The organism is Streptomyces sp. NPDC030862 (assembly GCF_055571835.1).
In genome coordinates this window covers 326,598-352,141 of the sequence record NZ_JBVIEN010000007.1, presented here as the reverse complement: position 1 = coordinate 352,141, position 25,544 = coordinate 326,598, and the positions used below count along the sequence as shown (strand labels likewise).

Here is a 25,544-nt window from a genome sequence, read left to right as displayed (position 1 = left end):
CCTGCCGTTCGACCCCCCCCCCCCCCCCCCCCCGCCCCCCCCCCCCCCCCGCCCCCCCCCCCCCCCCTCCCCCCCCCCCCGCCGGGGTCCGCGTCGTCGGCCCGGGGAAAGAATGAGGCTGACAGATCGTCAACGGCCTGGTTACGATGCCGGTGATGAACTACTTCTCCTCGTACGGATTGGGGGACTCGTTCGCTCAGGGTGAGTGCTGATGGCACCTCACTTCGCGAACGGGATTCCGACCCGCCTGCTGATGTGGCAGCGCGTGCGCGAGTACGCCGTGCCACCGTCCATGATCGAGACCGCGACCGCACGGCGTGCGGTCGGTGACTGGGCGGGGGCCTGCGCCGCCGCCCGGATCGACGTCGATCTCGATCTGCGCGCCGTGCGCGACCGCCACGGCACCGAACTCACCGCCCGCCTCCGCGCGGACCTGCGCCGACTGGCGCCCGACCTGCTCCGTTGGCACATGCCCCGGATCGCCCCCGACGGGCGGCTCCGGCCCGGCCTCACCCTCGCGCTGGCCCGTTACGGGACTCCCGGCGGCCCGTCGCCACAGTTGGTGGTGCGGACACCGCCGGCCTGGGCGGACGCCGGACAGCGGATGACCCTCGCCCTGTGGGAGGGGCCGCTGGACGGCACTTCCCGGCACCGCGGGCATGCCCAGCCGCAAGCCCACCCGCACCCGCACCCCGACCGGCGTTTCCGGCTGGACCTGCACCGGCACCTCTGGGACTCCGCACGCAGCGGCGAACTGGCGCGGCGGTGCGGTGCCGACGGGCCGCCGTCGGACCGCGGCCCGTTCCCCGAACACTGGGCCGCCGAGGCGGAGTCGCTGTTGCGCGCCGAGGGCCGGCCCGCTCGCGGGGCCTTCACCGTGCGGCTGGGGGCGCGGAGACACGCCGTGTTCGCGCTCGTCGCCCCCGACGACGGCCATGCCCCGACGGTGCGGCCGCTGCGGGAGGCGCTGCCGCCGCACGAGGCCGCGGCGCTTCCGGTGCTGCCGGAGGCGGCGGTCCGGGCCCTGCCCGACCTGGAGTTGCTGCGGGCCGGGCTGATCGCGCCGGAGCGGCTGCATCCGCTCGTCGCCGAGGCGCTGGCGGCGTACGGCTCCGCCCCGGCCGTCCGCCCGGTGTCCGAGCCCGGTGATCCGCACCGGGTGGAGTGCCGGGGCGAGATCCACCGGATCGCGCTGCGTGACGGCGTGCTGACGGCGGTCGACCACGACCCGGACCAACTGCGCCGCGAGGCGCTCCTGGTGGCGCTCGGCGGGCCGCCGCTGCCCTGCCTGCGGGCGATCGACACCGTGCACCGCGATCCGGAGGCGCTGCCCGCGGTGCGGGAGCGGCTGCTCCACGGTGACGTCGCCGGGGCGCTCGCCGTGGTCGAGGGCCTCCTCGGGCCCGGTGCGGTCCTGCGCGACGGGCCGCTCCGGGAGGAACTGCGGGCGGCCGCCGACCGCCGCGTCGACCACGGGCTCTTCCGCTCGGGGCTGGTCCCCGTACACCCCGCTTCCGGTACGGCGCTGGCGGCCGCGAACGCCTCGGGCGCGGGCCATCCGCAGGCCGGACACCGCCCGCGGCTCGACCGCCGGACACCTTCCGTGCTGCGCGACAAGCGGAGCAGCCGGACCCGGCCCCGTACCGGCCTGACCTCCTGACCGGCGGCCCACGGCCGCCCCCCTTCTGCCTTCGCTGTACGGCGCGTTGAGCGCCGCACGCCTTCACGACCTCCGGGACGGGCCGTCCCGTCCCCTTCTCCCACTTCAGGTGATGCCCATGACCACGCGTACGCTCCTGCCCGCCCCGGCCACCAGCGCCGCCGCGACCGACGCCCAGCTCGCCGTCGCCGACGACCTCCTCGCCCTCCTGCGGACGACCACCACCGAGCCGCGCCCCGACGAGCAGCTCGAAGCACTGACGCTGGCCGTCGCCGCCGACCTCCCCGTACTGCTCTGGGGTGAGCCGGGCATCGGCAAGACCGCGGCGCTGACGCAGCTCGCCGCCTCCCTCGACCTGCCGCTCACGACCGTGATCGCCAGCGTCCACGAGCCGTCCGACTTCTCCGGGCTGCCCATCGTGGGCGACGACCCCGCGGTACGCGGCGTGCCGATGGCGCCGCCGCAGTGGGCGGTGGAGCTCGTACGGGCCGGGCGGGGGCTGCTCTTCCTCGACGAGCTGTCCACCGCCACCCCGGCCGTGCAGGCCGCGCTGCTCCGGGTCGTCCTGGAGCGGAGGGTCGGTGAGCTGCAACTGCCCGAAGGCGTGAGGATCGTGGCCGCCGCCAATCCGCGGGCGTCCGCGGCGGACGGCTGGGAGCTGAGCCCGCCGCTGGCCAACCGGTTCGTGCACCTGTACTGGGTGCACGACCGGGAGGTGGTGGTGCGCGGGCTCGGCGGGGTCTGGCCACGGGCGGAGCTGCCCCGGCTGGTGCCGGAGCTGCTGCCGGAGGCGGTGGCGTTCGCCCGGCGCGCGGTCTGCGGCTTCCTGAAGGCGCGGCCGACGCTGATCCACCGGCTGCCGAGTACCGAGACGCGGCGCGGCGGCGCCTGGCCCTCGCCGCGCAGCTGGGAGGCCGCGCTGACCCTGCTGGCCTTCGGTACGGCGGCCTCCGCCTCCCGGGAGGTGCTGGCGCTGCTGGTGCGGGGCGCCGTGGGCGACGGTCCGGGGCTCGAACTCCTCGCCCATCTGGACCGGATGGACCTGCCGGACCCGGAGTCGCTGCTGGCCGATCCGGCCGCCGCCGAGCTGCCGGAGCGCGGCGACCTGCGTCAGGCGACGCTGGAGGCGGTGGTGGCCGCCGTCGGGGCGCGGCCGGAGCGGGAGCGGTGGGAGGCGGGGTGGGCGGTGCTCGTCCGGGCGCTGGAGACCGGCGCCCCGGACCTGCTGGTCGCTCCGGCGACGACGCTGGCGGCGCTGCGCCGCGACGACTGGGAGGTGCCGGGGGCCGTGGAGCGGCTGACCGGGGTGATCGGTCTCGCCCAGGGGGCGGACCGGTCGGTGGGCCGCGTCGCGGCGGCGGCCGGCGCCGGAACCGCGGCGGGGGCGCACCGATGACGGGGCCCGCCGCTCAGCGCCCGGTGACGGGACCGGGGCCCGCCGCTCAGCGCCCGGTGACGGGACCGGGGCCCGGGCCGGGCCCGCTGCGGGGTCCACACCCGGTGCCGCGCCCGGCCCCGTACCCGGCGCCACGTCCGGCGCCACGTGCGATGTCCCGGCCCTCGCCGCAGCCGTCGCCGCGCTCCGGCGGGCCGGCCCGCGGGCCCGTACTCCCGCTGGACATGGAGAAGTTGCTTACGGCCCGGTTGCACGCGGTGAAGGTCCGCCCCTACCTCGCCGACGCGCTCTTCGCCCTGCACGTGGTGGAGGACCGGTCGGTGCCGACGATGGGGGTGGACGCGCACTGGCGCTGCTACGTCTCCCCCGCCTTCGTGGCCCGCACCCCGGTGGAGGAGCTGGCGGGCGTCTGGGTGCACGAGGTCTCGCATCTGCTCCGGGACCACCACGGGCGGGGCGAGCGGTACGCGCGCGAGCACGAGGCGTACGGACCCGGTGAGAGGCTGCGGCGCAACATCGCGGCGGACTTCGAGATCAACGACGACATCTACGGCGATGGCCTGCCCAGGCCCACCGGCGCGGTGCTTCCGAGCATGCTGCGGCTGTCCGACGGACTGCTGATGGAGGAGTACCTGCGCACGGCGTCGATGTCCGGGCTCGTCGCGGAGCTCGCCTGGCTGGACTGCGGCAGTGGTGCCGACGGGCAGGAGCGGCCCTGGGAGCTGGGGGCCGACGGGGCACACGGGCTGTCCAGGCAGCAGCGGGACGCGGTCCGCTTCCGGGTCGCGGAGGGCATCAAGGGGAAGCCGGGCAGCGCGCCGGAGGGGTGGCGCCGGTGGGCGGAGGAAGCGTTCCATCCCCCGCAGCCGTGGCGTCGGTTGCTGGGGGCGGCGGTCCGCTCGGCGGTGGGGGCGCCGGGCGCGGGCGAGAACCACAGCTACCGGCGCCCGTCCCGGCGCTCGGCCGGTGTTCCCGGGGTGGTGCTGCCCAGTCTGCGCCGTACGCCGCCCCGGGTCTGCGTCGTGATCGACACCTCGGGGTCGGTGAGCGACGCGGAGCTGGGCAGCGCGCTGCTGGAGGTGGCGGCGATCGCGCGGGCGGTGGGCGGGCGGCGCGACCTGGTGTCGGTGATCTCCTGCGACGCGGCGGCCGGGATCGCCGTCCCGCTCTGCCGCGCCGAGAACATGGAGCTGATCGGCGGCGGGGGCACGGACCTGCGCTCCGGTTTCGCCCGGGCGCTGCGCTCCGGGCCGCGCCCGGACGTCATCGTCGCCCTGACGGACGGTCAGACGCCCTGGCCGTCCGCGCCACCGCCCTGTCGCACGGTCGTCGGTCTCTTCGCCCGTCCCGCCCGCGCCAGGAACGAGCGGAACCCCGACTACGTCCCGGCCACCCCGCCGGCGTGGGCGCGTGTCGTCACCATCGGGTGAGAGGGCCCGGTGGCCCGGTCGCCCCGGCTCAGTCCTGCGCGTCCTGCGGGTACCAGCGCAGTTCGACGGTGTTGCCGTCGGGGTCCCGCACGTAGACGGACTGGGCGGAGCCGCGGGCGCCGAAGCGGCTGACCGGGCCCTCCAGGACGTCGAACCGGCCGGAGTCGATGACCTCCTGCCAGTCCACGGGGTCCACCACCAGACAGATGTGGTCCACGTTGGACTCGCCGCGGGGCCGCTTGAACAAGTCGATGATCATCGTCGGGCTGACCCGTACGGACGGGAACGGCACCTTGCCGGCCCGCCACTCCTCGACCCGGACCGGCTCCAGGCCGAGGGGTCCGCAGTAGAACTCCAGGGACCGCTCGACGTCCTCCACGTTGAGCACCACGTGGTCGAAATCCTTGACCCGCACGGGGCCACCCCCTCCGGTGGTCCGGGCCTTTCGGCCGGGACCGCTCGTACGACAGACGGACGGTCGCCCGGGAACACCGGGAGACCGTCCGTCCACAGTAGCGGGACGCCCTACAACCGGACGCCGGGAATGAACCCGAGCACGGGCGCCACCGGCGCGATGACCTGCCCCAGCTCACCGAGGCGCTGCAGCCCGCCGAGGCCGCCGAGCTGCTGGGTCACCCTCGGCACCTCGGAACGGCGCTCCGGGGGCACGGAGATCATCAGCAGTTCCTCGGCCTGGCTGATGAGGGTCGGCCGCTGCGGCCCACCGGGGAGGGGGGCCGCGTCCGCCGTGGGAGCGGTCAGCGCGGAGGTACCGGCGGCGAGGGCGAGGGCGGCGAATACGCGTTGAGTCTTGGTCACAGTCCGACCAACGCCGTGCCCCGGCGGAGGATGCGGCCCGTTACGCCATAGGGGTGCGGTGCGGCCGCGTCTCCTCGACCGCCGCGCCGCGCGGTGGACCTCGACCGCCGCGCCGCGCGGTGGAGGCGGCGCTCCGCACGTTCGGGCTGCTGTTCCTGTCGGAGGGGCGGGGCATCCAGCTGCAAGTCCCCGACGCGAACCGCCCGTTCTGAGCCACACCGATGCCGCCGGGGCGCGGGTTTCCGCCGCTCCCCGGCGGGATCGAGTGAAGAGAGGGGAAGATGAGGAGATGACCGGTCCTGATCGTACGAGTCAGCCCGTGCCCGGTGCGCCCGCCCTCGGGAGGCGCCGGTTCCTCGGTTACGTACTGGCCGCTCCGACCCTGGTGACGGCCGCCGAGTTCGGTCCGGCGCCGGAGGCCGCCGCCGTCGGCGTCCCCGCACCGGGCGCCTCGTCAGCGGGCATCCCCTCACCGGACGTCACCGAGCTGCTCGACCTCAACGACGTGATGACCGCGGCGGCCCTGCCGACCGCGCACCTGATCACGGTCGAGGTGAACAGGGACGGCACGGTGTCGTTCGCGCTGCCGCGGGCCGAGGTCGGGCAGGGCATCACCACGTCGACGGCGATGCTGATCGCCGAGGAGATGGACGTACCGGTGGAACGGGTCCGGGTCACGCTGGCCGACGCCCGCCCGGAGCTCGTGTTCAACCAGCTCACCGGCGGATCGAACACGACCGTCTCGACGTACACGCCGATCCGGGTCGCGGCCGCCCTGGCCCGGGCCAGGCTGCTGCAGGCGGCGGCGGGGGAACTCGGGGCGGCCGTCACCGACCTCAGCCTGAAGGCGGGGGTCGTCACCGGCCCGGCGGGCCGGAGCATCGGCATCGGGGAGCTGTCCGGGAAGGCCGCGAGCGCCGCGACACAGCGGATGTCCGTGGAGCTGAAGGCGCGTGAGCGGTTCACCGTCATCGGCAAGCCGCACAACCGGATCGACGCACTCGCCGCGGTCACCGGGCGCAAGAAGTTCACGATGGACCTGGACGTACCGAACGCCAAGCCGACCATGGTCTGCCGTCCGCCGACCATCAACGGCAGGGTCGGCGCGGTCGCCAACCTCGACGAGGTCCGCGCCATGCCGGGCGTCACCGATGTCGCGGTCGTCTCCACCGGGGTGGCGGTGCGCGCGGAGACCTTCGGCCAGTGCGTCGACGCGGTGCGCGCCCTGCGGGTGTCGTGGAAGCCCGGCACCGTGGAAGGCGCGTCCGACGAGTCCGTACGCAAGGAGCTGCGGGCCGCCGAACTACCGCTGGGGCTGCCGCCGCTGACCCCGGTCGCGGAAGGCCGGTTCACCTTCCACTTCCGCGGCAACAGCGCGCTGGAGCCCAACTGCGCGATAGCCGACGTACGTTCCGACCGCGCCGAGATCTGGGCGTCGCTGAAGGCCCCGATCGTCGCGCAGCAGACCATCGCGGCCAAGCTCGGGCTGCCGCCGCGGGCGGTCAGGGTGCACGTCACCGAAGGCGGGGGATCCTTCGGGCGCAAGCTGTTCTTCGACGCCGCGCTGGAGGCGGCCGAGATCTCCCGGCGGATCGGCAAGCCCGTCAAACTCATGTGGCACCGGGCCGACGACTCCCGCCAGGGGCGCACCCACCCCATGGCCACCTCGCGCGTGCGCGTCGCGTACGCCGGCGACACCGTCCTCGGTTACCAGCAGCGGCACACGAGCGTCTCCACCGACTTCGGCCACGGGCTCGGCGAGATCCTCACCGCGATGGCCGCGAAGCTGCCGGTGGGCGACATCGGGTTCGCCGAAACGTTCTTCCAGCTCTCCCAGTCGATGCCGTACGACTTCGGCGTCACCAGCCGGCTGCTGAGCGAAACCGCCAAGGGCTTCAACACGGGCAGCATGCGCAACGTCTATTCGCCGGACGTCACCTGCGCCCGGGAGCTCGTCGTCGACCGGCTCGCCGCGAAGATGGGCAAGGACCCCTTCCGGTTCCGCCGCGATTTCCTCCGCGACGATCGCGCCCGGGCCGTGCTGGAGAAGGCCGCCGAGGCCGGGGAGTGGGGCAGGTCCATGCCGGCCGGCATGGCGCAGGGCATCGCCTTCCACTCGGAGTACCACTCCGTCAGCGCCGTACTGGTGGAGATCGACTGCCGGCCCGAGACCGTCGGCCGTCCCATCCGCGACGGCGTGACGGGACCGCGCGTCACCAAAGCGGTCGTCGCCGTGGACGTCGGGCTCGCCGTCAACCCGCGTGGGCTGGAGGCGCAGATGATGGGCTGCGTCATGGACGGAATCGCCCAGACGCTGACGGCCGGCCTCCACCTGCGGGACGGGTACTTCCTGGAGGCCAGTTGGGACAACTACTTCTACACCCGGCAGTGGAACACGCCACCCGAGCTGGAGGTCATCGTGATGCCGGACACCACGGGGGAGCCCGGTGGCGCCGGGGAGCTCGGGGTCGCCGCGTCGATGGCCGCGGTCGCCTGTGCCTACGGCCGTGCCACGGGAACCATGCCGACCACCTTCCCCATCAACCACGGCACGCTCTCCTTCATCCCCAAACCGACCGTCCCGCCCATCCCGCAGTCCCCCACCGACGGCCTGGACCACGTCCGCTGACAACTTGGAGATCACGTGCCGGAGTACTCGTTCCGCCTCAATGGTGAGCAGGTCACCGTCGACGTCGACGGCGACGTGCGGCTGTTGTGGGTGCTGCGCGACGTCCTGGGGGTCACCGGGCCGAAGTACGGTTGCGGCATCAACGTCTGCAAGGCGTGTACGAGCCACCTCAACGGCAGGGCCGTCAACCCGTGCGCGGTCCCCGTCAAGGACCTGAGCCCGACCGACGAGGTCACCACGATCGAAGGGCTCGCGGCCACGGTGGGCGCGGAGCTGCATCCGATGCAGCGGGCGTGGCTCGACCACGACGTGGCGCAGTGCGGCTACTGCCAGCCCGGCCAGATCATGGCCGCCGTCGCGCTGGTCCGCCGGGTGGCGGAGGAAGGCCGCAAGGTCACCGAGGAGGACCTCGATTCCCTGCGCAACATCTGCCGCTGCGGTACCTATCCCCGTATCCGCGAGGCGATCAAGGCGGGCGCCGAGCAGATGTGAGCGGTCGCGTAGATGTGAGCGGCCTTGCGGGAGCGGGCGGCACCGGGGTCGGCGCCCCGGTGCCGTACGAACGTGAAGGCGCCGCCGGGTCCACCGGCGGCGGTACAACGATGTCAGGCCGCCCGGGTGCGCGTTCCGGAGGCGGGGAAGCGGGGGTGTCAGCCGCAGTGTTCGCGCGTGGTCTGCCGGCGTGGGCGCGTCTGGGGGCGTGGGGTCTCGCCTAAGAGGGAGTTTTCCGGTTCGAGGAGCCGCCGCTGGGACAGGAGGTATCCCAGCTCGGCCCTGCTGCGGCTGCCCAGGGCTTCGGAGACCTTCCGGATGTGCGTGGAGACGGTACGGGCGCTCACGCCCAGCCGGGCCGCGATGGTCTCGTCCGTGTGGCCGGTCACGACCATGCGGAGGACGGTCCTGCGGACGGAGTTGGTGAGCAGGTCGGGGCGGTGCTGTTCGGTGGCGAGGGCAATGGGCTCCGCCCGCTCCCACATGTGCTCGAACACCTTGGTGAGGAACTCGATCGCACCGGGGTGCCGGATGGCCAGTGCGGCGCTCTTCCGCTCCGGTGCACCGGGGATGAAGGCGATCGAGCGGTCACAGATGATGACGCGTTCGAAGATCTCGTCCAGCGTGCGGACCTGGGCGCCCTCGGCCAGGACCTGTTCGATGTACGCGAGGGTGGGGCCGTGCGACCGCACACTGTGCTGGTAGAGCGTGCGCTGCCGTACCCCTTTCCGTACGAGCGCGAGGTCGCGGGGCAGGGCCTCGGCGAGCAGCGCGGGCGAACGACCGCCGCCGGGCTGCGCGGTGAGCAGCTCCTCCTTGCAGGACCCGACGGCCAGCCGCAGCGCCTCTCCGATGACCTCTTCGCCACCCAGGTGCTCGATGGGCAGCTCTGCTTGGCGCTGCACTTTTCGATAGACGGCTTCCGCTGTGAGAAAGGAGGAACGCAGCGACTCCAGGGTTTTCCGGCGCTGTTCGATGTCGCGCTCCACGGGTCGCGTGAGCTGCGCTTCCGCGATTTTCGGAGGAACGGGGACGTACAGGTCCCGTCCCCCGGGCAGCGGCCTCAGGAGCCCGCACCGGATGAGGCACCGGGGCACATCCCCCGATACCGTCCCCGCCTCCAGCGCCTCGCGGTACCACCGCAACCCCTCTTCACACAGGCGTACCACTTCGGAAGTTGCCGCTATGTCCGAATGTTGACGCATTTGCCCATCCTTCGTGTTGCCGCAGTTCGCGATCAGGATGGCAGTCAGGCTCGCATCGCCGCCGGAATATGCGCAGGATGGATGTGACGCAAAGAAAGTGGCCGAACGAAACAGAAGTGACACCTTCCGGAAGCCGGTTCATCAGAATCAGCACCGGTAGTTTCACGCACAGGAACCGCGCACCGTTAAACGTGGAAACAATCACATCGATAAGGTGACGATATGTGTTGGACCGTCAGCGCTGCACACCCTTGCCTTTCCGCGCCCACACACCCCACCCCTCACGTGCGGTACGACTCGGCCTGGGGCTGACACACGAAGAGCACGGACCACGCAATTCGCTATCAGGCCCTTTTTCACCCGTGATTTCCCCTCGATTCGTCTCATAATGTGAGACGAATCGAGGGTGCCGGCACGGATTGCCATCCTGCGGTCCGCCGGGTCGGCGCTAGTCGTGGGCGAGGTCGTCCGGGGTCGACCGGGCGAGGTCGCCCAGGGTCTCCAAGGCCCGCGAGAGGGTACCCGTTCCGGGTGAGGCCAGGCCCAGGCGGATGGCGTGCGGGGCGCGGTGGCGCCCGACCGAGAACGCCGCGGCCGGAGTCACCGCGATGCCGTGCCGCGCCGCGGCGGCGACGAACGTGTCGGCACGCCACGGACTCGGCAGCTCCCACCAGCGGTAGTACGAGCGGGGATCGCCGCGCGTCACGAACTCGCCGAGATGGCGCTCGGCGAGCTCCTGCCGCGCGGCGGCCTGCCGTTGCTTGGCCCGCACCAGCGCCCGTACGGTTCCGTCCGCCTGCCACTGGGCCATCGCCTCCAGCGGGAACCGCATGGGCGCCCAGCCGCCGGAGCGCAGTGACGCGGCGACAGCGCCCGCGACGGTGGCGGGAGCCACCGCGAACCCGAGGGACAGGCCCGGGGACACCCGCTTGGACAGGCTGTCGACGAGGACGGTCCGCTCGGCCGCACGCGAGGCGAGGGGCGGCAGATCATCCCGGAGGAAGGCCCAGACGGCGTCCTCGATCGCATGGATTCCGCAGGTCAGCAGCGTATCGGCCAGGTGATCGAGCCGCCGCTCCGGCATGGTGAGCGACAGCGGGTTGTGCAGGGTCGGCTGGACGTACACGGCGTGCAGCGGGCCGGCGCGGTGCGCTTCCACCACGGCCTCGGGGATGAGCCCGTCCTCGTCCATGGCCAGGGGCACGAGGGTCACTCCGAGCCGGGTGGCGATCGCCTTGAGCACCGGGTAGGTCAGCTCCTCGACACCGAGCCGGGCGCCCGGCCGTGTCAGCGCGGCCACGACGGCCGAGATCGCCTGCCGGCCGCTCCCGGCGAACAGCACCCGCGCCGGATCGGGTCGCCAGTCGCCGCGCACCAGCAGATCCGCCGCCGCCTCGCGCGCGGCGGTGGTGCCGGCCGGGCCGACCGGCCGCAGCACCGACTCCAGGCACTCGGGGTGCAGCAGCTTGCCGAGCCCCTCGGCGAGCAGCCCGGGCTGCTCGGGCACCACCGGGTAGTTCAGCTCCAAGTCGACCCGGCTGTCCGCCGGTTCGGACAGGGCGGGGGCGGCGGTCGCGGCGGAAGCGGCGCGCACGAAGGTGCCGCGGCCCACGTGCCCGACGGTGAGGCCCCGGCGGGCGAGCTCCTGATAGACGCGCGTGGCCGTGGAGTTCGCGATGCCGTACTGCTGGGCGAATTCCCGCTGCGCGGGAAGCCGGTCGCCCGTTCTGAGCCGCCCCGCTCTGATCTCCTCCGCCACCGCGTCCGCGACGTTCCGATAGTCCGTCATTGCCCTCGCCTCCCGTACCGATCGCATCGAAGCACAGGATTGCCCCGAGTTCAATATTGCGGATTGAACCGAGGAAAGGATGGAGCTTACACTCGAGTTGCTCCGACGCCCGGCTCGGCAACCGAGTGGAAGTTCCCCGAACGGCCGCTGGAATTACTTGAGTTGGAGCCGTCCGAAACCGCCGAGGCAACGTCGAAGCACCGTAGAAGCACCGTCGAAGCAGTGCGAACAACCGGAACGGCCGTAACAACAAGGCTGGTTCGACCAGATGAACTGAGAACACTCCGCACGACCTGGACCAGGAAGGAACCTTCCGCCCGTGAACACCACGGCCCGCGTAACCCCGAGCCGGACCGCCCTCCCGCCGCCCCGATGCGGCCGATCCGCTCTCCTGCACGACATCGTCCACGACATCGTCCACGACCTCTCCGCGGTATTGCGCGGCACCCACGAGGGCCCCTCGGGTGCGGCGGCACATCACGGATTCGCACAGAAAGCGGCGGGCAGCCATGGTTGAGTTGAGCGGAGTACTCGGTGTCGCGATGGTGGCCCTGGGGATGGTGCTCACCCCCGGACCGAACATGATCTACCTCGTCTCGCGGAGCATCACCCAGGGGCGGCGTGCCGGGGTCGTCTCCCTCGGCGGGGTGGCCCTCGGGTTCGTGGTCTACCTGCTCGCCACGAACCTCGGCCTGTCCGTGGTCTTCATCGCGATACCCGAGCTGTACGTCGCCGTGAAGCTGGCCGGCGCGGCGTACCTCGCCTACCTGGCCTGGAACGCTCTGAAGCCCGGGGGCGTCTCCGTCTTCGCCCCCCAGGACATCCCCCACGACTCCCCGCGCAAACTGTTCATGATGGGCCTGATGACGAACCTGCTCAACCCGAAGATCGCCATCATGTATCTCGCCCTCATCCCACAGTTCATCAACCTGGAGGCGGGACACGTGCTGTTACAGGGCATCCTGCTCGGCTCCGTCCAGATCGCGGTGGCCCTCACCATCAACCTGGCCATCGTGCTGGCGGCCGGCACCATCGCCGTCTTCCTCGCCCGCCGCCCCTCCTGGCTCAAGGTGCAGCGCTACATGATGGGAACGGCGCTCGGCCTGCTGGCCGTCTCGGTGGCCATGGACACCTCGGCTCCGGCCAGTTCGGGCTGATCCAGTCGGCGGGCCGCGATCAGGTGCTGGGCGTGTTCCTGGAGGGAACGCACGCCCACACCGCCGTGGTTGAGGGCGTCGATGCCCTGGACGGCGGCGGCCAGCGCCTGGACCGTGGTCAGGCACGGGACGCCACGGGCGACGGCCGCGGTGCGGATCTCGTAGCCGTCGAGACGGCCACCGGTTCCGTAGGGGGTGTTGACGATCAGGTCGACCTCGCCGTCGTGGATCAGACGCACGATGGTCTTCTCCCCGCCGGGGCCCTCGCCCTCGGACTGCTTGCGCACGACGGTGGCGTTGATGCCGTTGCGCTTGAGGACCTCGGCGGTGCCGGAGGTGGCCAGCAGCTCGAAACCGTGCGCGACCAGCTCACGCGCCGGGAAGATCATCGACCGCTTGTCGCGGTTGGCGACCGAGATGAACGCCCGCCCCTTGGTGGGCAGCGGACCATACGCCCCGGCCTGCGACTTGGCGTACGCGGTGCCGAAGACGGCGTCGATGCCCATGACCTCGCCGGTGGAGCGCATCTCCGGGCCCAGGACGGTGTCCACGCCACGGCCCTGGACGTCGCGGAAGCGCGACCACGGCATGACCGCCTCCTTGACGGAGATCGGCGCATCCAGCGGGAGGGTGCCGCCGTCGCCCTGCTTGGGCAGCAGGCCTTCGGCGCGCAGCTCGGCGATGGTGGCGCCGAGCGAGATGCGGGCGGCGGCCTTGGCGAGTGGTACGGCGGTGGCCTTGGAGGTGAAGGGCACGGTGCGGGAGGCGCGGGGGTTGGCCTCCAGGACGTAGAGGATGTCGCCGGCCATCGCGAACTGGATGTTGATCAGGCCGCGGACGCCGACGCCCTTGGCGATGGCCTCGGTGGAGGCGCGCAGGCGCTTGATGTCGTGCCCGCCCAGGGTGATGGGGGGCAGGGCGCAGGCGGAGTCACCGGAGTGGATACCGGCCTCCTCGATGTGCTCCATCACGCCGCCGAGGTAGAGCTCGGTGCCGTCGTAGAGGGCGTCGACGTCGATCTCGATCGCGTCGTCGAGGAACCGGTCCACCAGGACGGGGTGGTCGGCGATCAGCCCGGCGTGCTGCTGCAGGTAGGCGGCCAGCGACGGCTCGTCGTAGACGATCTGCATGCCACGCCCGCCGAGCACGTACGAGGGCCGGAGCATCACCGGGTAGCCGATACCGGCAGCAATCCGCGCGGCGTCGTCGAAGGAGAACGCGGTGCCGTGCTTGGGCGCCGGCAGGGCCGCCTCGGCCAGCACGCGGCCGAAGGCACCGCGGTCCTCGGCGGCGTGGATCGCCTCCGGGGAGGTACCCACGACCGGCACGCCGTTGTCCTTCAGCGCCTGGGCCAGGCCCAGCGGGGTCTGGCCGCCCAGCTGCACCACGACACCCGCGATCGGGCCGGCCTGCTGCTCGGCGTGGACGATCTCCAGCACGTCCTCAAGCGTCAGCGGCTCGAAGTACAGACGGTCGGAGGTGTCGTAGTCCGTCGAGACCGTCTCCGGGTTGCAGTTGACCATCACCGTCTCAAAGCCCGCCTCGCTGAGCGCGAAGGAGGCGTGGACACAGGAGTAGTCGAACTCGATGCCCTGACCGATACGGTTCGGACCCGACCCCAGGATGATCACGGCAGGCTTCTCGCGCGGCGCGACCTCGCTCTCCTCGTCGTAGGAGGAGTAGAAGTACGGCGTCTTCGCCGCGAACTCCGCCGCACACGTGTCGACCGTCTTGTAGACCGGGCGCACACCGAGCGCGTGACGGACCTCGCGGACGACGTCCTCCCGCAGGCCCCGGATCTCGGCGATCTGGACGTCCGAGAAGCCGTGCCGCTTCGCGTACGCGAGCAACTCCGGGGTGAGCTCGCGCGCAGCCGCCAGCTCGCCGGCCACCTCGTGGATCAGGAAGAGCTGGTCGACGAACCACGGGTCGATCTTCGTCGCGTCGAAGACCTCCTCCGGGGTCGCACCCGCCCGGATCGCCTGCATGACCGTGTTGATCCGGCCATCGGTAGGCCGCTTGGCCTCCTCCAGAAGAAGCGACCGGTCCCCTGGCTCCCCTACGAACGTGAACTGGCTTCCCTTCTTCTCCAGCGAACGCAGCGCCTTCTGGAGCGCCTCGGTGAAGTTGCGGCCGATGGCCATGGCCTCACCGACCGACTTCATCGTGGTGGTCAGCGTGGAGTCGGCGGACGGGAACTTCTCGAAGGCGAAGCGCGGCGCCTTGACGACGACGTAGTCGAGCGTCGGCTCGAAGGACGCCGGCGTCTTCTCCGTGATGTCGTTCGGGATCTCGTCCAGCGTGTAGCCCACCGCCAGCTTCGCAGCGATCTTGGCAATCGGGAAACCCGTGGCCTTGGAGGCCAAGGCACTCGACCGGGACACCCGCGGGTTCATCTCGATGACGATGACCCGGCCGTCGACGGGGTCGACCGCGAACTGGATGTTGCAGCCGCCGGTGTCCACGCCTACGTCGCGGATGATCGCGATACCGACATCACGCAGGATCTGGTACTCGCGGTCGGTCAGCGTCATCGCCGGGGCGACCGTGATCGAGTCACCGGTGTGCACGCCCATCGGGTCGAAGTTCTCGATGGAACAGACGACCACGACGTTGTCGTGCTTGTCGCGCATCAGCTCCAGCTCGTACTCCTTCCAGCCGAGGATCGACTCCTCCAGGAGCACCTCGGTGGTCGGCGACAGCGTCAGGCCCTGCCCCGCGATGCGGCGCAGCTCCTCCTCGTCGTGGGCGAAGCCGGAGCCCGCGCCACCCATGGTGAAGGAAGGGCGGACGACGACGGGGTAGCCGCCGAGGGTTTCGACGCCCTTGAGGACGTCGTCCATGGAGTGGCAGATCACCGAACGGGCGGACTCACCGTGGCCGATCTTGGCGCGGACGGCCTCGACGACACCCTTGAACAGGTCGCGGTCCTCGCCCTTGTGGATGGCCTCCACCTTCGCGCCGATCAACTCCACGCCGTACTGCGCCAGTACACCCGCCTCGTGCAGCGCGATCGCCGTGTTCAATGCCGTCTGGCCACCCAGCGTCGGCAACAGGGCATCCGGCCGCTCTTTGGCGATGATCTTCTCGACGAACTCGGGGGTGATCGGCTCGACGTAGGTGGCGTCGGCGATCTCCGGGTCGGTCATGATCGTCGCGGGGTTGGAGTTGACCAGGATGACCCGCAGGCCCTCGGACTTCAGCACACGGCAGGCCTGGGTGCCGGAGTAGTCGAACTCGGCGGCCTGGCCGATGACGATCGGGCCGGAGCCGATGACCAGGACGGACTGGATATCGGTGCGCTTAGGCACGCTCGGCCTCCATCAGGGATACGAAACGGTCGAAGAGGTACGCGGCATCGTGCGGGCCGGCGGCCGCCTCGGGGTGGTACTGAACACTGAAAGCCGGCTGGTCCAGCAACTGCAGACCCTCCACCACGTTGTCGTTCAGACACACGTGGGACACCTCGGCCCGGCCGAAGGGCGTGTCGGACGGCTTGTCGAGCGGCGCGTCCACGGCGAAGCCGTGATTGTGCGCAGTCACCTCGACCTTGCCCGTCGTACGGTCCTGCACCGGCTGGTTGATCCCCCGGTGGCCGTACTTCAACTTGTACGTACCAAACCCCAGCGCGCGGCCCAGGATCTGGTTACCGAAGCAGATGCCGAACAGCGGCGTCTTCCGCTCCAGGACGGCCTGCATCAACGCCACCGGGTGGTCGGCGGTCGCCGGGTCGCCGGGACCGTTGGAGAAGAACACCCCATCAGGCGCGACCGCGTACACGTCCTCGGCCGTGGCGGTGGCGGGCAGCACGTGCACCTCGATGCCGCGCTCGGCCATCCGGTGCGGGGTCATGCCCTTGATGCCCAGGTCGATCGCGGCCACGGTGAACTTCTTCTCACCCATCGCCGGAACGACATACGGCTCGGTGGTGGCGACCTCGGCCGACAGGTTCGCGCCCTTCATCTGCGGCTGCGCCTGGACCTTACCCAGCATCTCCGCATCCCCGCCGATCGCGTCACCGGAGAAGATGCCGACGCGCATCGCGCCGCGCTCGCGCAGGTGGCGGGTCAGGGCCCGGGTGTCGATCCCGCTGATACCGACCACGCCCTGGGCGGCCAGCTCCTCGTCCAGCGTGCGCGTGGCGCGCCAGCTCGACGGGATGCGGGCAGGGTCGCGGACCACGTAGCCGGAGACCCAGATCTTCTTCGACTCCGGGTCCTCGTCGTTGACACCCGTATTGCCGACGTGCGGAGCCGTCATCACCACCACCTGCCGGTGGTACGACGGGTCGGTCAGGGTCTCCTGGTAACCGGTCATGCCGGTGGAGAAGACGGCCTCGCCGAAGGTCTCCCCCACGGCCCCATAGGCACGGCCACGGAACGTGCAGCCATCCTCCAGGACGAGTACGGCGCGAGAGCCCGCCGCCACCGCCGTGCTGCCGGTCATCGGTCCAGCCCGCAGGGCACGCGTGCTCCTCGCTCCGGGGCGCACTCCAGGCGGAACTGGGCGGCTGTCCTGAGGACGGCCTTCTCCACGTCCCCGCTCGACCCACCGCGGAACCGGAACCGAGCGCCCACGTGTTCGTACCCGCCCACCCGCGGGACGACCTGCCCCACCGCCGGTATCACGGACGCGTACGGGCCCTCCTCGGGGGTCGGCGGTTCGGGGAGCTCCCACGCCGTGACGCGGCACGGGGCCGGGACGGGCGAGGGCACGAGCAGCCAGCCGCCCGTCGACCAGTGGGCCGGTGCGGGGAGCTCCGGGCGGCGGCCGAGCTGGATGTCGGCGGCGGCGTGCATCAGGTCGATGCCGTGCACCTCCCGCCAGATGAACGGGATCTCCGCGCCGCCGACCCGATAGCCGGCCTCCAGGAACCGGACGGAGGGCGAGCCGTCGGCGGACGTACCGACGAAGGCCTCCAGGTGGAAGACCCACGGTTCCGGGCCGAGCGCTCTCGCCACCCGGGCCGTGAACGCGGAGAGCGGGGCGAGGAGGTGGGGGTCGTCGACCTCGACGGAGCCGAGGGCCTCGCCCTGGGTGAAGTCCACGCAGGTGTTGACGTAACGGGAGGCCCGCCAGGGGCCGAGTTCCTCGCCGGTCCACAGGCCGTCGATATGGAAGATCTGGTCGCCGCAGAACTCCTGCACCACGCGCGGTTCCGGCGGCGAGGTGCGCAGCAGCGGCAGGTCGGCCGGGGAGTCGAGGCGTACGACGCCCCGGCTTGCGGTGCCCTTGCGCGGCTTGACCACCACGGGCCAGCCGTGGCGCTCCGCGAAGGCGAGGACGGCCGCTTCGTCGGGGGCGTCGGCGAAGGCGGGGGCCGGTATGCCCGCCTCGGCGACCACCTGGTTCATGGTGAGCTTGTCGCGGAAGCGGGCCAGTGGGCCGGGGGTCTGGCCGGCGCAGCCGAGTCGTTCGCGTACGAGCGCGGCGGTGTCGAGGTCTCCTTCGTTGAGGGCCACGACCCGCTCGGGGGCGCCGAAGTGGGTGCGCAGGTCGGTCACGGCGTGCCAGACGGCGTCGATGTCGTCGGTGGCCGGGACCACGCGGGCGGCCGCGGCGCCGACGGGGACGGAGGGGAGGGCGAGGCGGGTGGTCACGTAGGTGACCCGGTGGGTGCGGTGGTCGAGGTAGTCGTCGTACCGGGCGTGCTGGTCGCGCCAGCGGTGGATGACGATGATGTGCCGGCTCATGCCCGCTCCGTCCCGGTGGCCGCCATGTCCCGGATCCGGCCCACCGCGAAGGTCGCCGAGACCACCGCGGCGCGGGCCGAGCCGAGCGCGCCCCGCGCCGCGTCGAGGTCGCCGCCGGGGAGCTGGCCCACGATGTCGGTCGCGCAGTCGATCAGGTGGAGCGCGGCGCGGGCGAGCGGCTGATCACCGCTGTACCGCTCCTCGACGAGCCGGCGGACGGTGTTCAACTGGGCGACGGGGTCCGGCAGGGAGCCCTCCGCCAGGACGGGGGAAGTGATCGTGTTCATGGTGATTCCATCCCAGGAGGCGTTCAGAGGGGGTGAGGAGACGAGGAGCGGGACGCCGTCCCCGGCGGGGACGCACCCGCAGGGGGGCGGGAGCGGGGGGAACGGCGTCCGGCAGCAGGGGGCGGCGTCAGCTCGTCTTGAAGCGGATCCGGTCGTTGACGGCCTCGCACTTGGCGACCGCGTCGTCGGCGTCGCGCCCGGAGGCGATGACGTACCCGGAGACGCAGTCGGCGACGGTCAGCAGCGGGGGCACGGTCTCGCCGACGTCCTTGCCGATCACCGCCGCCACCTCGGTGTCCATGAACTCGTCCAGGTACGGCAGGAAGACGTAGAGCTTCTCGCCCTTGGGGACGCGGCGGATCTCGTCGGCCGCGTCGTCGTCGACCTCGATGGCGTCGATGGTGCCCGGCTCGGGGGTGAAGAACCGGACCGCCGCCCCGCCCAGCGGCTCGGGTGAGGTCTGCGGCAGCTCGTCGATGCCGAGCGGGACGGTGAGGAACATCCGGTTGAGGTTCAGCCCGAAGGCGCGGCGTACGAGCTCGGGCGCGCCGCTGCCGGCGAGCCGGGCGTGCGACTCGAGGACGCGCGGGCCCTTCGCGGTGAGGACGAACTCGCTGTGCGAGGGCCCTTCGGTGAGGCCGACGGCGTCCAGCAGCTTCGGGGTGAGGTCGCGGAGTTCGGCGAGCCAGGGCTGGGCGTAGCGGCTGGGGGTGGAGACCTCCCACTCGACGTACCGGTCGTTCATGCGGTACTCGGAGTAGCCGATGGTGAGGTGGCGGCCCTCGTACGAGAAGGAGTCCACGCTGACGACGGGGCCGTCCAGGTACTCCTCGGCGATGACCTTGGAGATGCCGGCCTCACGCAGTGCCTCCCAGGCCTTCCGGGCGTCCTCGGGTCCGTCGACGGGGTGGATGTGGAGACTGGCCACACCGTCCACCGGCTTGACGATGACGCGGTCGCCCACCTCGGCCCGGAACGCCGCGATCTCGTCGGCGCTGTTCACCATGCGGTAGCGCACGGGGCTGAGTCCGTGCCGGTCCAGGAGCTCCCGGGTGAGGGCCTTGTCCTTGAGGGCGCGGGCGGTGGCCTCGGTGACGCCCGGCAGGCCGAGGGAGTCGACGACGAAGCCGGTGGACTCGGCGGCCGGTTCGGTGGTGGTGAGGACGCGGTCGAAGGGGCGCTCGTCGTGCAGCGGCTTCAGTACGTCGAGGATGGCCTGCCCGTCGTCGAGGGGGGCGTGCACGATGCGCTCGCAGTGCTGGGCCACGGCCACGTCATAGGCGCCCTCCTCGTGGACGAGGACGACGTCGATGCCGAGTTCCTTCGCGCCCGTGACCGGAGCCGGCCGGCCGCCGATGACTGCCACGCGGTACTTGCCCATGGGGTTCCCTTCGGGGGTGAGGTGAGCTGGACGATGGGTGGAGCGGTGGGGCTGGTGTTCCGTCAGGCGGCGTAGCAGCGGCGCAGCCAGCGCGCGTTCGTGTGGGGGTGGGGCGTGAACGCCTTGCGGCGGTGCAGCACCCGGTGGTTGTCGAAGATCATGAAGTCGCCCGTTTCCAGCACCAGGTCGGCCGACGGGACGGTCTTCAGGGCGGCGGACCAGCGCTCCAGGGCGTCCTGCGCGGCGGGCGTGACGCCGGTCGTCGTCCCGCGGTCGTAGCGGGCGCGGTGGCGGCCGTCCGGCGCGGTCTCCAGGACGGCGGTCTTCACCAGCGGGCCGATGGCCTCGCCGTCGTTGGAGTCGGGTGCGCCGACCTGGAACTCCGGGGCCATGAGGCCGGCCCGGGTCTCGTCGTCGAGCCGTACGACCACGTCGTCGAGCGCCGCGATCTCGGTGGGTACCCGCTCCTCGTTGCGTATGGCGAAGAAGGTGAGGTAGGCCGGGGTGTACAGCCGGGGATCGGAGCCGGGCGGCCCGAACGGCTGGTGCGGATTGTCGGTGTGCCAGAAGAACTCCGAGTCGGCACCCCAGGAGCTGGTGGTTCCGGAGGCCGCCGGGTTGGGCACCACGTTGCGGATGAGCCGGCCGTCGTTCTCGTAGCTGACGGCGAACGGGGTGCATCCGAGGATCCGGATCAGCCCGAGGTGGATCGCGTTGGTGACGGCGAGCCCGGCCTCGTCGGCGAATCCGCTGACCGGCGTGGCCGGGAACTCCTGTGCCGGCAGGTTGGACAGGAGCAACGCGTGGGAGCCCGCCGCCGTGAACACCTGGATTCCCTGCAGGATGTCGCCGGGCAGGTGGCGCCGCAGGGCGTACGCGCCGATGCCGCCGAGGATCGCGTCGTCGAGGTCGGAGTCCAGGCTGGTCTCCGACACCCGCGCCGAGATCTCCTTGGTCACCAGGTCCCGGGCACTGTCCTCGAGACGGTACCGGGCGAACTGGAGCAGGCTGGTCATCGTTGTCTCCGTTCAGTCGGTTGCACGCCTTGGTGCGCCACTCAGCGAGCCGGTGACGGGGTCGGCGGGTTCCAGTACGTGTCCGCGCGCCGTTCCCAGCGGCGGGCGAGGGGGTCGTTGGCGACGCGGCTCAGCAGGCCGTAGGGCGTCACGACGAGGTAGTAGACGAGGAGGAGCAGGAAGGTACGCATGAAACTTCCGTTTCTGCCGGCGGGCGGGACTTCGGGCGGGACGTCGCGGACACGGCCTAGTCCAGGGGGATTTCCTCGCGCCAGTCGGACGTCTCGGTCCACGCGGGCTGTTCGTGCTTCTCCAGCAGGAAGTTGCCGAGCGCCAGCATGTCGATGTTGGTGCGCATGAAGCAGGTGTAGGCCTCGTGGGGCGAGTTCACGATGGGTTCACCGCGCACGTTGAAGGAGGTGTTGACCAGGACCGGGCAGCCCGTCAGGGACTTGAAGGCGGTCAGCAGCCGGTGGTAGGGCGGGTTGCTGTGCTCCGTCACCGTCTGCACGCGCGCCGAGTAGTCGACGTGGGTGACGGCGGGGATGGTGGAGCGCTGCACCTTGAGCAGGTCCAGCCCGGAGGCGCCCCGGTCCTGGGCCTCCAGCCGCTGCGCGGCGGCGACCTGGGAGACCACGAGCATGTACGGGCTCTCCTGCGGCAGGTCGAAGTAGTCCTTGGCGTCCTCGGCCAGCACGGCCGGGGCGAAGGGGCGGAACGACTCCCGGAACTTGATCTTCAGGTTCATCGCCGACTGCATGTCCGGGTTGCGCGGGTCGCCGATGATGGACCGGGCGCCGAGCGCCCGCGGGCCGAACTCCATGCGCCCCTGGAACCAGCCGACGATCTTGCCCTGGGCCAGCCCGTCCGCGACCTGCTCGGCCAGGCCGGCGCTGTCCAGCCGCCGGTGCGGGATGCCCCGCGACTCCAGGTACGCGGCGATCTCGTCGTCGTCGTACGCGGGGCCGAGCAGGGAGCCGCTCATCGCGTCGCGGCCGGTGCGCGGGTGGTCGCGCCGCACGCCCCGTTCCATGGCGACGGCCTGGGCCGCGCCGAGGGCGCCTCCGGCGTCGCCGGCGGCGGGCTGGATCCACACCTCGTCGAAGATGCCGGCGTCGATCACCTTGCCGTTGGCCACGCAGTTGAGCGCGACGCCGCCGGCCATGCAGAGCCTGGACTCGCCGGTGCGCTCGCGCGCCGTCTTGGCCAGCCGGAGCACGGCTTTCTCGGTCACCGCCTGCACCGAGGCGGCCAGGTCGAACTCCCGCTCCGTGAGCGGGCTTTCGGGGGCGCGCCGGGGGCCGCCGAAGAGCTTCTCGAAGCCGCGCCCGGTCATCACCTGACCGCGCAGGTACTCGAAGTAGCGCATGTCCAGGCGGAAGGACCCGTCCGGCTTGAGGTCGATGAGCTGGTCCTCGATGAGGTGCGCGTACCGCGGCTTGCCGTAGGGCGCCAGGCCCATGAGCTTGTACTCGCCGGAGTCGACCTTGAAGCCGCAGAAGTACGTGAACGCCGAGTACAGCAGGCCGAGCGAGTGCGGGAACCGCAGCTCCGCCACGGGCCGCAGTTCGGTGCCCCGGCCGTGCCACATCGTGGTCGTGGCCCATTCGCCGACGCCGTCGATGCACAGCACGGCCGCCGACTCGTAGGGGCTCGGGAAGAAGGCGGACACCGCGTGCGACTCGTGGTGGCGGCGTACGGAGACCTCCGGTACCCGGCCCCGGCGCAGCGCCGCGAGCTCGGCGCGCACGGTGTCGTCGGTGCGCAGCTTGCCGCCGCGGCCCAGCCAGGCGGGCAGGGTGTCGCGGAAGGAGGCGAAGCCGGTGGGCGCGGCGCCCGCGAAGGTCGCCATGACCCGCCGGAACTTCAGCCGGGGGTCCTCGTAGTAGGCGACGGCGGAGACGTCGTCCAGGTTCACGCCCTGCTCGTCGAGGCAGTACTCGACCGCCCGCGAGGGGAACGAGGAGTCGTGCCGACGCCTGGTGAAACGTTCCTCTTGGGCCGCGGCGACGGGCACGCCGTCGGCGATCAGCGCGGCCGCACTGTCGTGGTAGAAGGCTGAGACTCCGAGAATCAGGTCAGACACCGCTGCATTCCTCCGCCTTGGGTCGGTGACCACGCCCGCGCGTGGCCGGGTGCGTCAGTACGTCGCCGCATCGCGGGCTCGCGGGGCGCCTCACCGGCGCCGGCCGGAGAGGCGGCTGCGGCGGGCGGCCAGCCGCGCGCCCATGCCGCTCGGCGGGTTGAGCGAGCGGTAGCCGACGCGGACGCGCTCCCACACGTCCGCCCTGCCACCGGGGCCGGGCGTGTCGGGCAGCGAGGCCAGCAGGGTGTCCACGGCATCGGCGGCCCAGGCGGAATGCCCGGTGGCGACGTTGTCGATGGTGTTGTGGATGTCCACGAAGCGGGTGCTGAAGCCGTACGACTTCAGCGCCAGCCGCGCCCTGCGGTACGTGCCGCCCACGCCCGACAGCTCCATGGCCAGGTTGAGCCCCAGGACCTCCGGCAGGAAGGTCCGCGGGAAGCGGCCCACGCACAGCCAGTACACCGGCAGCTCCAGGGACTCCTCACGGAAGCCGGACCACCGCGCGAACGCGGCCGAAGCCGTCGGCGGCAGCTCCACGCCCATCTCCTTGAGCACGTCGCGGTAGATGAGCGGATGGTTGAGGTGGGGCTCGCCGTTGCCGAGCTCGTCCCAGTACGTCTCGAAGAGGGAGTGCCCGATCGCGGACGACGCCTGCTCGTAGTCGGTGAACCCCTGGAGCCAGCTGCCGTCGATCAGGGTCAGCGGCGCCGTCTGCACGGTGTCGTCGACGACGGCCTCCCGGGACGGCAGCGGAATCGCGGCGATCTCCTCGAACTCGGCTCCGTGCCGGTCGTGCTGGGCCTGCAGCCACGGCCGCAGCCCTTCGTGTCCCCAGCGCTCGGGGAGCGGCATGTTCGTACGGTCCATGCCGTGCCGGGAGCGCGCGAGCCAGCCGGCCACGTACTCCATGGCCCAGGAGCGCAGCGCCGGGGTGTCGGTGCGGTTCATCAGCAGGTGGTACGCCTCGCGCAGGCCCGAGGGCGCGCGGCCCGGGGAGCGTGCGCCCGCGCGCAGCGCGCCGGCGACGGCCGCCAGGGGGTCTGCGGTACCGGGGGTGGCCGCCCGGGCCGGGGGACCTGCCGGTGCGGCAGGTGCGGCGTCCGCCGCGTCCACGGTGTCGGCCGCCTCCGCGGTATCGGCCGCGTCCGAGGTGTCCGCCGCGTCGGCGGGCGGCTCGGCGGGGAGGGAGTCGATCCAGCGGCGCAGGACGACCAGGTCCTCCGGCGAGAAGACCCGGAACATCGGCCCCCGCTCCCCCACCAGCCCCCGGACGAGGGAACTGGCACCCGAGCGGCCGGGCTTGACCAGCTTGCTGCGCGCCAGGACGTCGAGCAGCGGCCCGGGGTCGGTCCGGCACTCCGCCAGCCAGGTGGCCAGCGACTTGCCCTCCAGCATGAACTGGTGGTGGTAGACGGCGCCTTCCCGGGACCGCAGGCGCATCAGCTCCGCCATGTCGAACGCGGGGTCCCCGGCCGCCACCAGCTCCGCATGCAGCGCCTCGGACCACTCGCGCAGGGCGGCCAGCGCCCAGTGGAAGCCCGCGCGCACCGCGTCCGCGGCCCGGTCACCCTCCTCCGCCAGCAGCTCGTCCACCGCGGTGCGGCACCGCTCGGCGGGTGACGGGCCCTCGGGGTCGCGCGGGTGGGCCGGATCGATGGTGTCCCAGTCCGCCTCCGCCGGCAGCGCCGCCCGGACCATCGCCAGGGCGGGCAGCAGCCCGACCGCGCGCAGGCACATGTCGGCCCCGAGGATCTCTCCCCGGAAGTCGTCCGGCCGTCTGCTCATCGCCAGCAGCAGCGCCGGGAGGCGGAACGCGCCCTCCGTGATGCGCTGGTCGCCGGTGAGCCGCACCGCCGGTGCGGCGTTCTCCGCGAGCCGCAGCCTGCGCAGCAGTTCGAGGTACGCGCTGCCCCGGGAGGCCGCCGGGTGGCCCGCGCCGACGTCCTCGGCGTACAGCGCGAGGATCCTCAGCACGAGGGGGGCGTCGGCGTTCCCGGGGGCGCTCAGCCACTGGAGCCAGGCGCCGGACATGAGGGACAGGGGAGCGCAGCCGAGGACGGCCCGCCGGACGAGCACCTGGCGGTGCCCTTCGGGGCGGCCGGCCGGCCGGGCCGGCGCCCCCTCCTCGCCGTCGGCGCCGAGGAGCGAGCGGAACCGCTCCCGCTCGTCGGACGCCCAGTCGGCGGCCTGGCGGAACAGCGCGTCGAGCGAGCCGTGGCCCGCGGGGGGTGCGGGGTGGTGGTGAAGTGCGGTACGGACCTCGTCGACGAACCTGCCGTCGGGGAGGGACGCCTCCGGGTCCGCCGCGTACGCGTACACGGTGCGTGCGGAGCCACCGTCCTGCGGCACCCCGTGCGGGCCGTCCGTCCGGTGGTGTGCGGACAGCGTCGCCGTGGCAGCTGCCTCTGGGCCTTGCATCGTTCCCCTCTCTCTCCCACGTGGTCGGGCACCCGGGGCTGTGCGGTGCACGTCCGGTCAGAACATGGGGTAGATGGACGCGTCGT

The 25,544-nt window shown here is 72.0% G+C and carries 19 protein-coding genes; 6 read left to right on the top strand and 13 right to left on the bottom strand.

Going from position 1 to position 25,544, the window contains the following annotated elements:
- Positions 1–211: 211 nt before the first annotated feature.
- The 3 genes from ACZ42X_RS20975 to ACZ42X_RS20965 all read left to right on the top strand — a co-directional run bounded on the left by ACZ42X_RS20975 (position 212) and on the right by ACZ42X_RS20965 (position 4,486).
- Complete coding sequence (locus ACZ42X_RS20975) at positions 212–1,660, top strand: hypothetical protein (RefSeq protein WP_468292061.1); 1,449 nt, start codon at positions 212–214, stop codon at positions 1,658–1,660.
- A gap of 118 nt (positions 1,661–1,778) precedes the next feature.
- Positions 1,779–3,056, top strand: coding sequence for an AAA family ATPase (locus ACZ42X_RS20970; protein ID WP_468292058.1), 1,278 nt, complete (start codon positions 1,779–1,781; stop codon positions 3,054–3,056).
- Positions 3,057–3,280: 224 nt separating this feature from the next.
- Complete coding sequence (locus ACZ42X_RS20965; protein WP_468292055.1) at positions 3,281–4,486, top strand: vWA domain-containing protein; 1,206 nt, start codon at positions 3,281–3,283, stop codon at positions 4,484–4,486.
- Positions 4,487–4,514: 28 nt separating this feature from the next.
- Here the strand turns inward: ACZ42X_RS20965 and ACZ42X_RS20960 are convergent, their stop codons facing one another.
- Entirely contained in the window at positions 4,515–4,901 is a 387-nt protein-coding gene (locus tag ACZ42X_RS20960; protein ID WP_468292052.1) for a VOC family protein, read from the bottom strand.
- A 110-nt stretch (positions 4,902–5,011) separates the two neighbouring features.
- Positions 5,012–5,305, bottom strand: coding sequence for a hypothetical protein (locus ACZ42X_RS20955; protein WP_468292049.1), 294 nt, complete (start codon positions 5,303–5,305; stop codon positions 5,012–5,014).
- A gap of 289 nt (positions 5,306–5,594) precedes the next feature.
- Between ACZ42X_RS20955 and ACZ42X_RS20950 the strand changes: the two genes are divergently transcribed.
- Complete coding sequence (locus tag ACZ42X_RS20950; protein WP_468292046.1) at positions 5,595–7,934, top strand: molybdopterin cofactor-binding domain-containing protein; 2,340 nt, start codon at positions 5,595–5,597, stop codon at positions 7,932–7,934.
- A gap of 15 nt (positions 7,935–7,949) precedes the next feature.
- The gene (locus ACZ42X_RS20945; protein WP_468292043.1) at positions 7,950–8,426 is read left to right on the top strand and encodes a (2Fe-2S)-binding protein; all 477 of its coding nucleotides are present in this window, start codon (positions 7,950–7,952) and stop codon (positions 8,424–8,426) included.
- 158 nt (positions 8,427–8,584) lie between these two features.
- On the opposite strand, the gene ACZ42X_RS20940 is transcribed toward ACZ42X_RS20945, so the two are convergent.
- Together ACZ42X_RS20940 and ACZ42X_RS20935 are read right to left on the bottom strand one after the other, a co-directional pair.
- Positions 8,585–9,331, bottom strand: a complete 747-nt coding sequence (locus ACZ42X_RS20940) for a helix-turn-helix transcriptional regulator (protein ID WP_468292040.1) — start codon at positions 9,329–9,331, stop codon at positions 8,585–8,587.
- 748 nt (positions 9,332–10,079) lie between these two features.
- Positions 10,080–11,420, bottom strand: a complete 1,341-nt coding sequence (locus tag ACZ42X_RS20935; RefSeq protein WP_468292037.1) for an aminotransferase-like domain-containing protein — start codon at positions 11,418–11,420, stop codon at positions 10,080–10,082.
- 509 nt (positions 11,421–11,929) lie between these two features.
- Here ACZ42X_RS20935 and ACZ42X_RS20930 point away from each other — a divergent pair.
- Positions 11,930–12,577, top strand: a complete 648-nt coding sequence (locus ACZ42X_RS20930; protein ID WP_468292034.1) for a LysE family translocator — start codon at positions 11,930–11,932, stop codon at positions 12,575–12,577.
- Here the strand turns inward: ACZ42X_RS20930 and carB are convergent.
- From carB to ACZ42X_RS20885, 9 genes are all read right to left on the bottom strand, one after another.
- Complete coding sequence (gene carB, locus ACZ42X_RS20925) at positions 12,499–15,888, bottom strand: carbamoyl-phosphate synthase large subunit (protein ID WP_468292031.1); 3,390 nt, start codon at positions 15,886–15,888, stop codon at positions 12,499–12,501. The two genes, ACZ42X_RS20930 and carB, sit on opposite strands and share 79 nt — an antisense overlap.
- Positions 15,881–17,023 (bottom strand): glutamine-hydrolyzing carbamoyl-phosphate synthase small subunit, encoded by a 1,143-nt coding sequence (carA, locus tag ACZ42X_RS20920; protein WP_468292027.1) that lies wholly within the window; start codon positions 17,021–17,023, stop codon positions 15,881–15,883. The genes carB and carA overlap by 8 nt, the downstream gene beginning before the upstream one ends.
- Positions 17,020–18,270 (bottom strand): ATP-grasp domain-containing protein, encoded by a 1,251-nt coding sequence (locus ACZ42X_RS20915; protein ID WP_468292024.1) that lies wholly within the window; start codon positions 18,268–18,270, stop codon positions 17,020–17,022. Before ACZ42X_RS20915 ends, carA begins: the two co-directional genes overlap by 4 nt.
- Positions 18,267–18,557, bottom strand: coding sequence for a hypothetical protein (locus ACZ42X_RS20910; protein WP_468292021.1), 291 nt, complete (start codon positions 18,555–18,557; stop codon positions 18,267–18,269). The genes ACZ42X_RS20915 and ACZ42X_RS20910 overlap by 4 nt, the downstream gene beginning before the upstream one ends.
- A 127-nt stretch (positions 18,558–18,684) precedes the next feature.
- A complete protein-coding gene (locus ACZ42X_RS20905) occupies positions 18,685–19,938 on the bottom strand; it encodes an ATP-grasp domain-containing protein (RefSeq protein WP_468292018.1) in 1,254 nt (417 codons plus the stop codon).
- Positions 19,939–20,000: 62 nt separating this feature from the next.
- Positions 20,001–20,954 carry a TauD/TfdA family dioxygenase gene (locus ACZ42X_RS20900; RefSeq protein WP_468292016.1) on the bottom strand — a complete coding sequence of 318 codons (954 nt, stop codon included), beginning with the start codon at positions 20,952–20,954 and terminating at the stop codon, positions 20,001–20,003.
- 41 nt (positions 20,955–20,995) lie between these two features.
- Complete coding sequence (locus tag ACZ42X_RS20895; protein WP_468292013.1) at positions 20,996–21,145, bottom strand: hypothetical protein; 150 nt, start codon at positions 21,143–21,145, stop codon at positions 20,996–20,998.
- Positions 21,146–21,201: 56 nt separating this feature from the next.
- A complete protein-coding gene (locus ACZ42X_RS20890; RefSeq protein ID WP_468292010.1) occupies positions 21,202–23,040 on the bottom strand; it encodes a carbamoyltransferase family protein in 1,839 nt (612 codons plus the stop codon).
- Between the two features lie 90 nt (positions 23,041–23,130).
- Positions 23,131–25,458, bottom strand: a complete 2,328-nt coding sequence (locus ACZ42X_RS20885) for an iron-containing redox enzyme family protein (protein ID WP_468292007.1) — start codon at positions 25,456–25,458, stop codon at positions 23,131–23,133.
- Positions 25,459–25,544 lie beyond the last annotated feature (86 nt).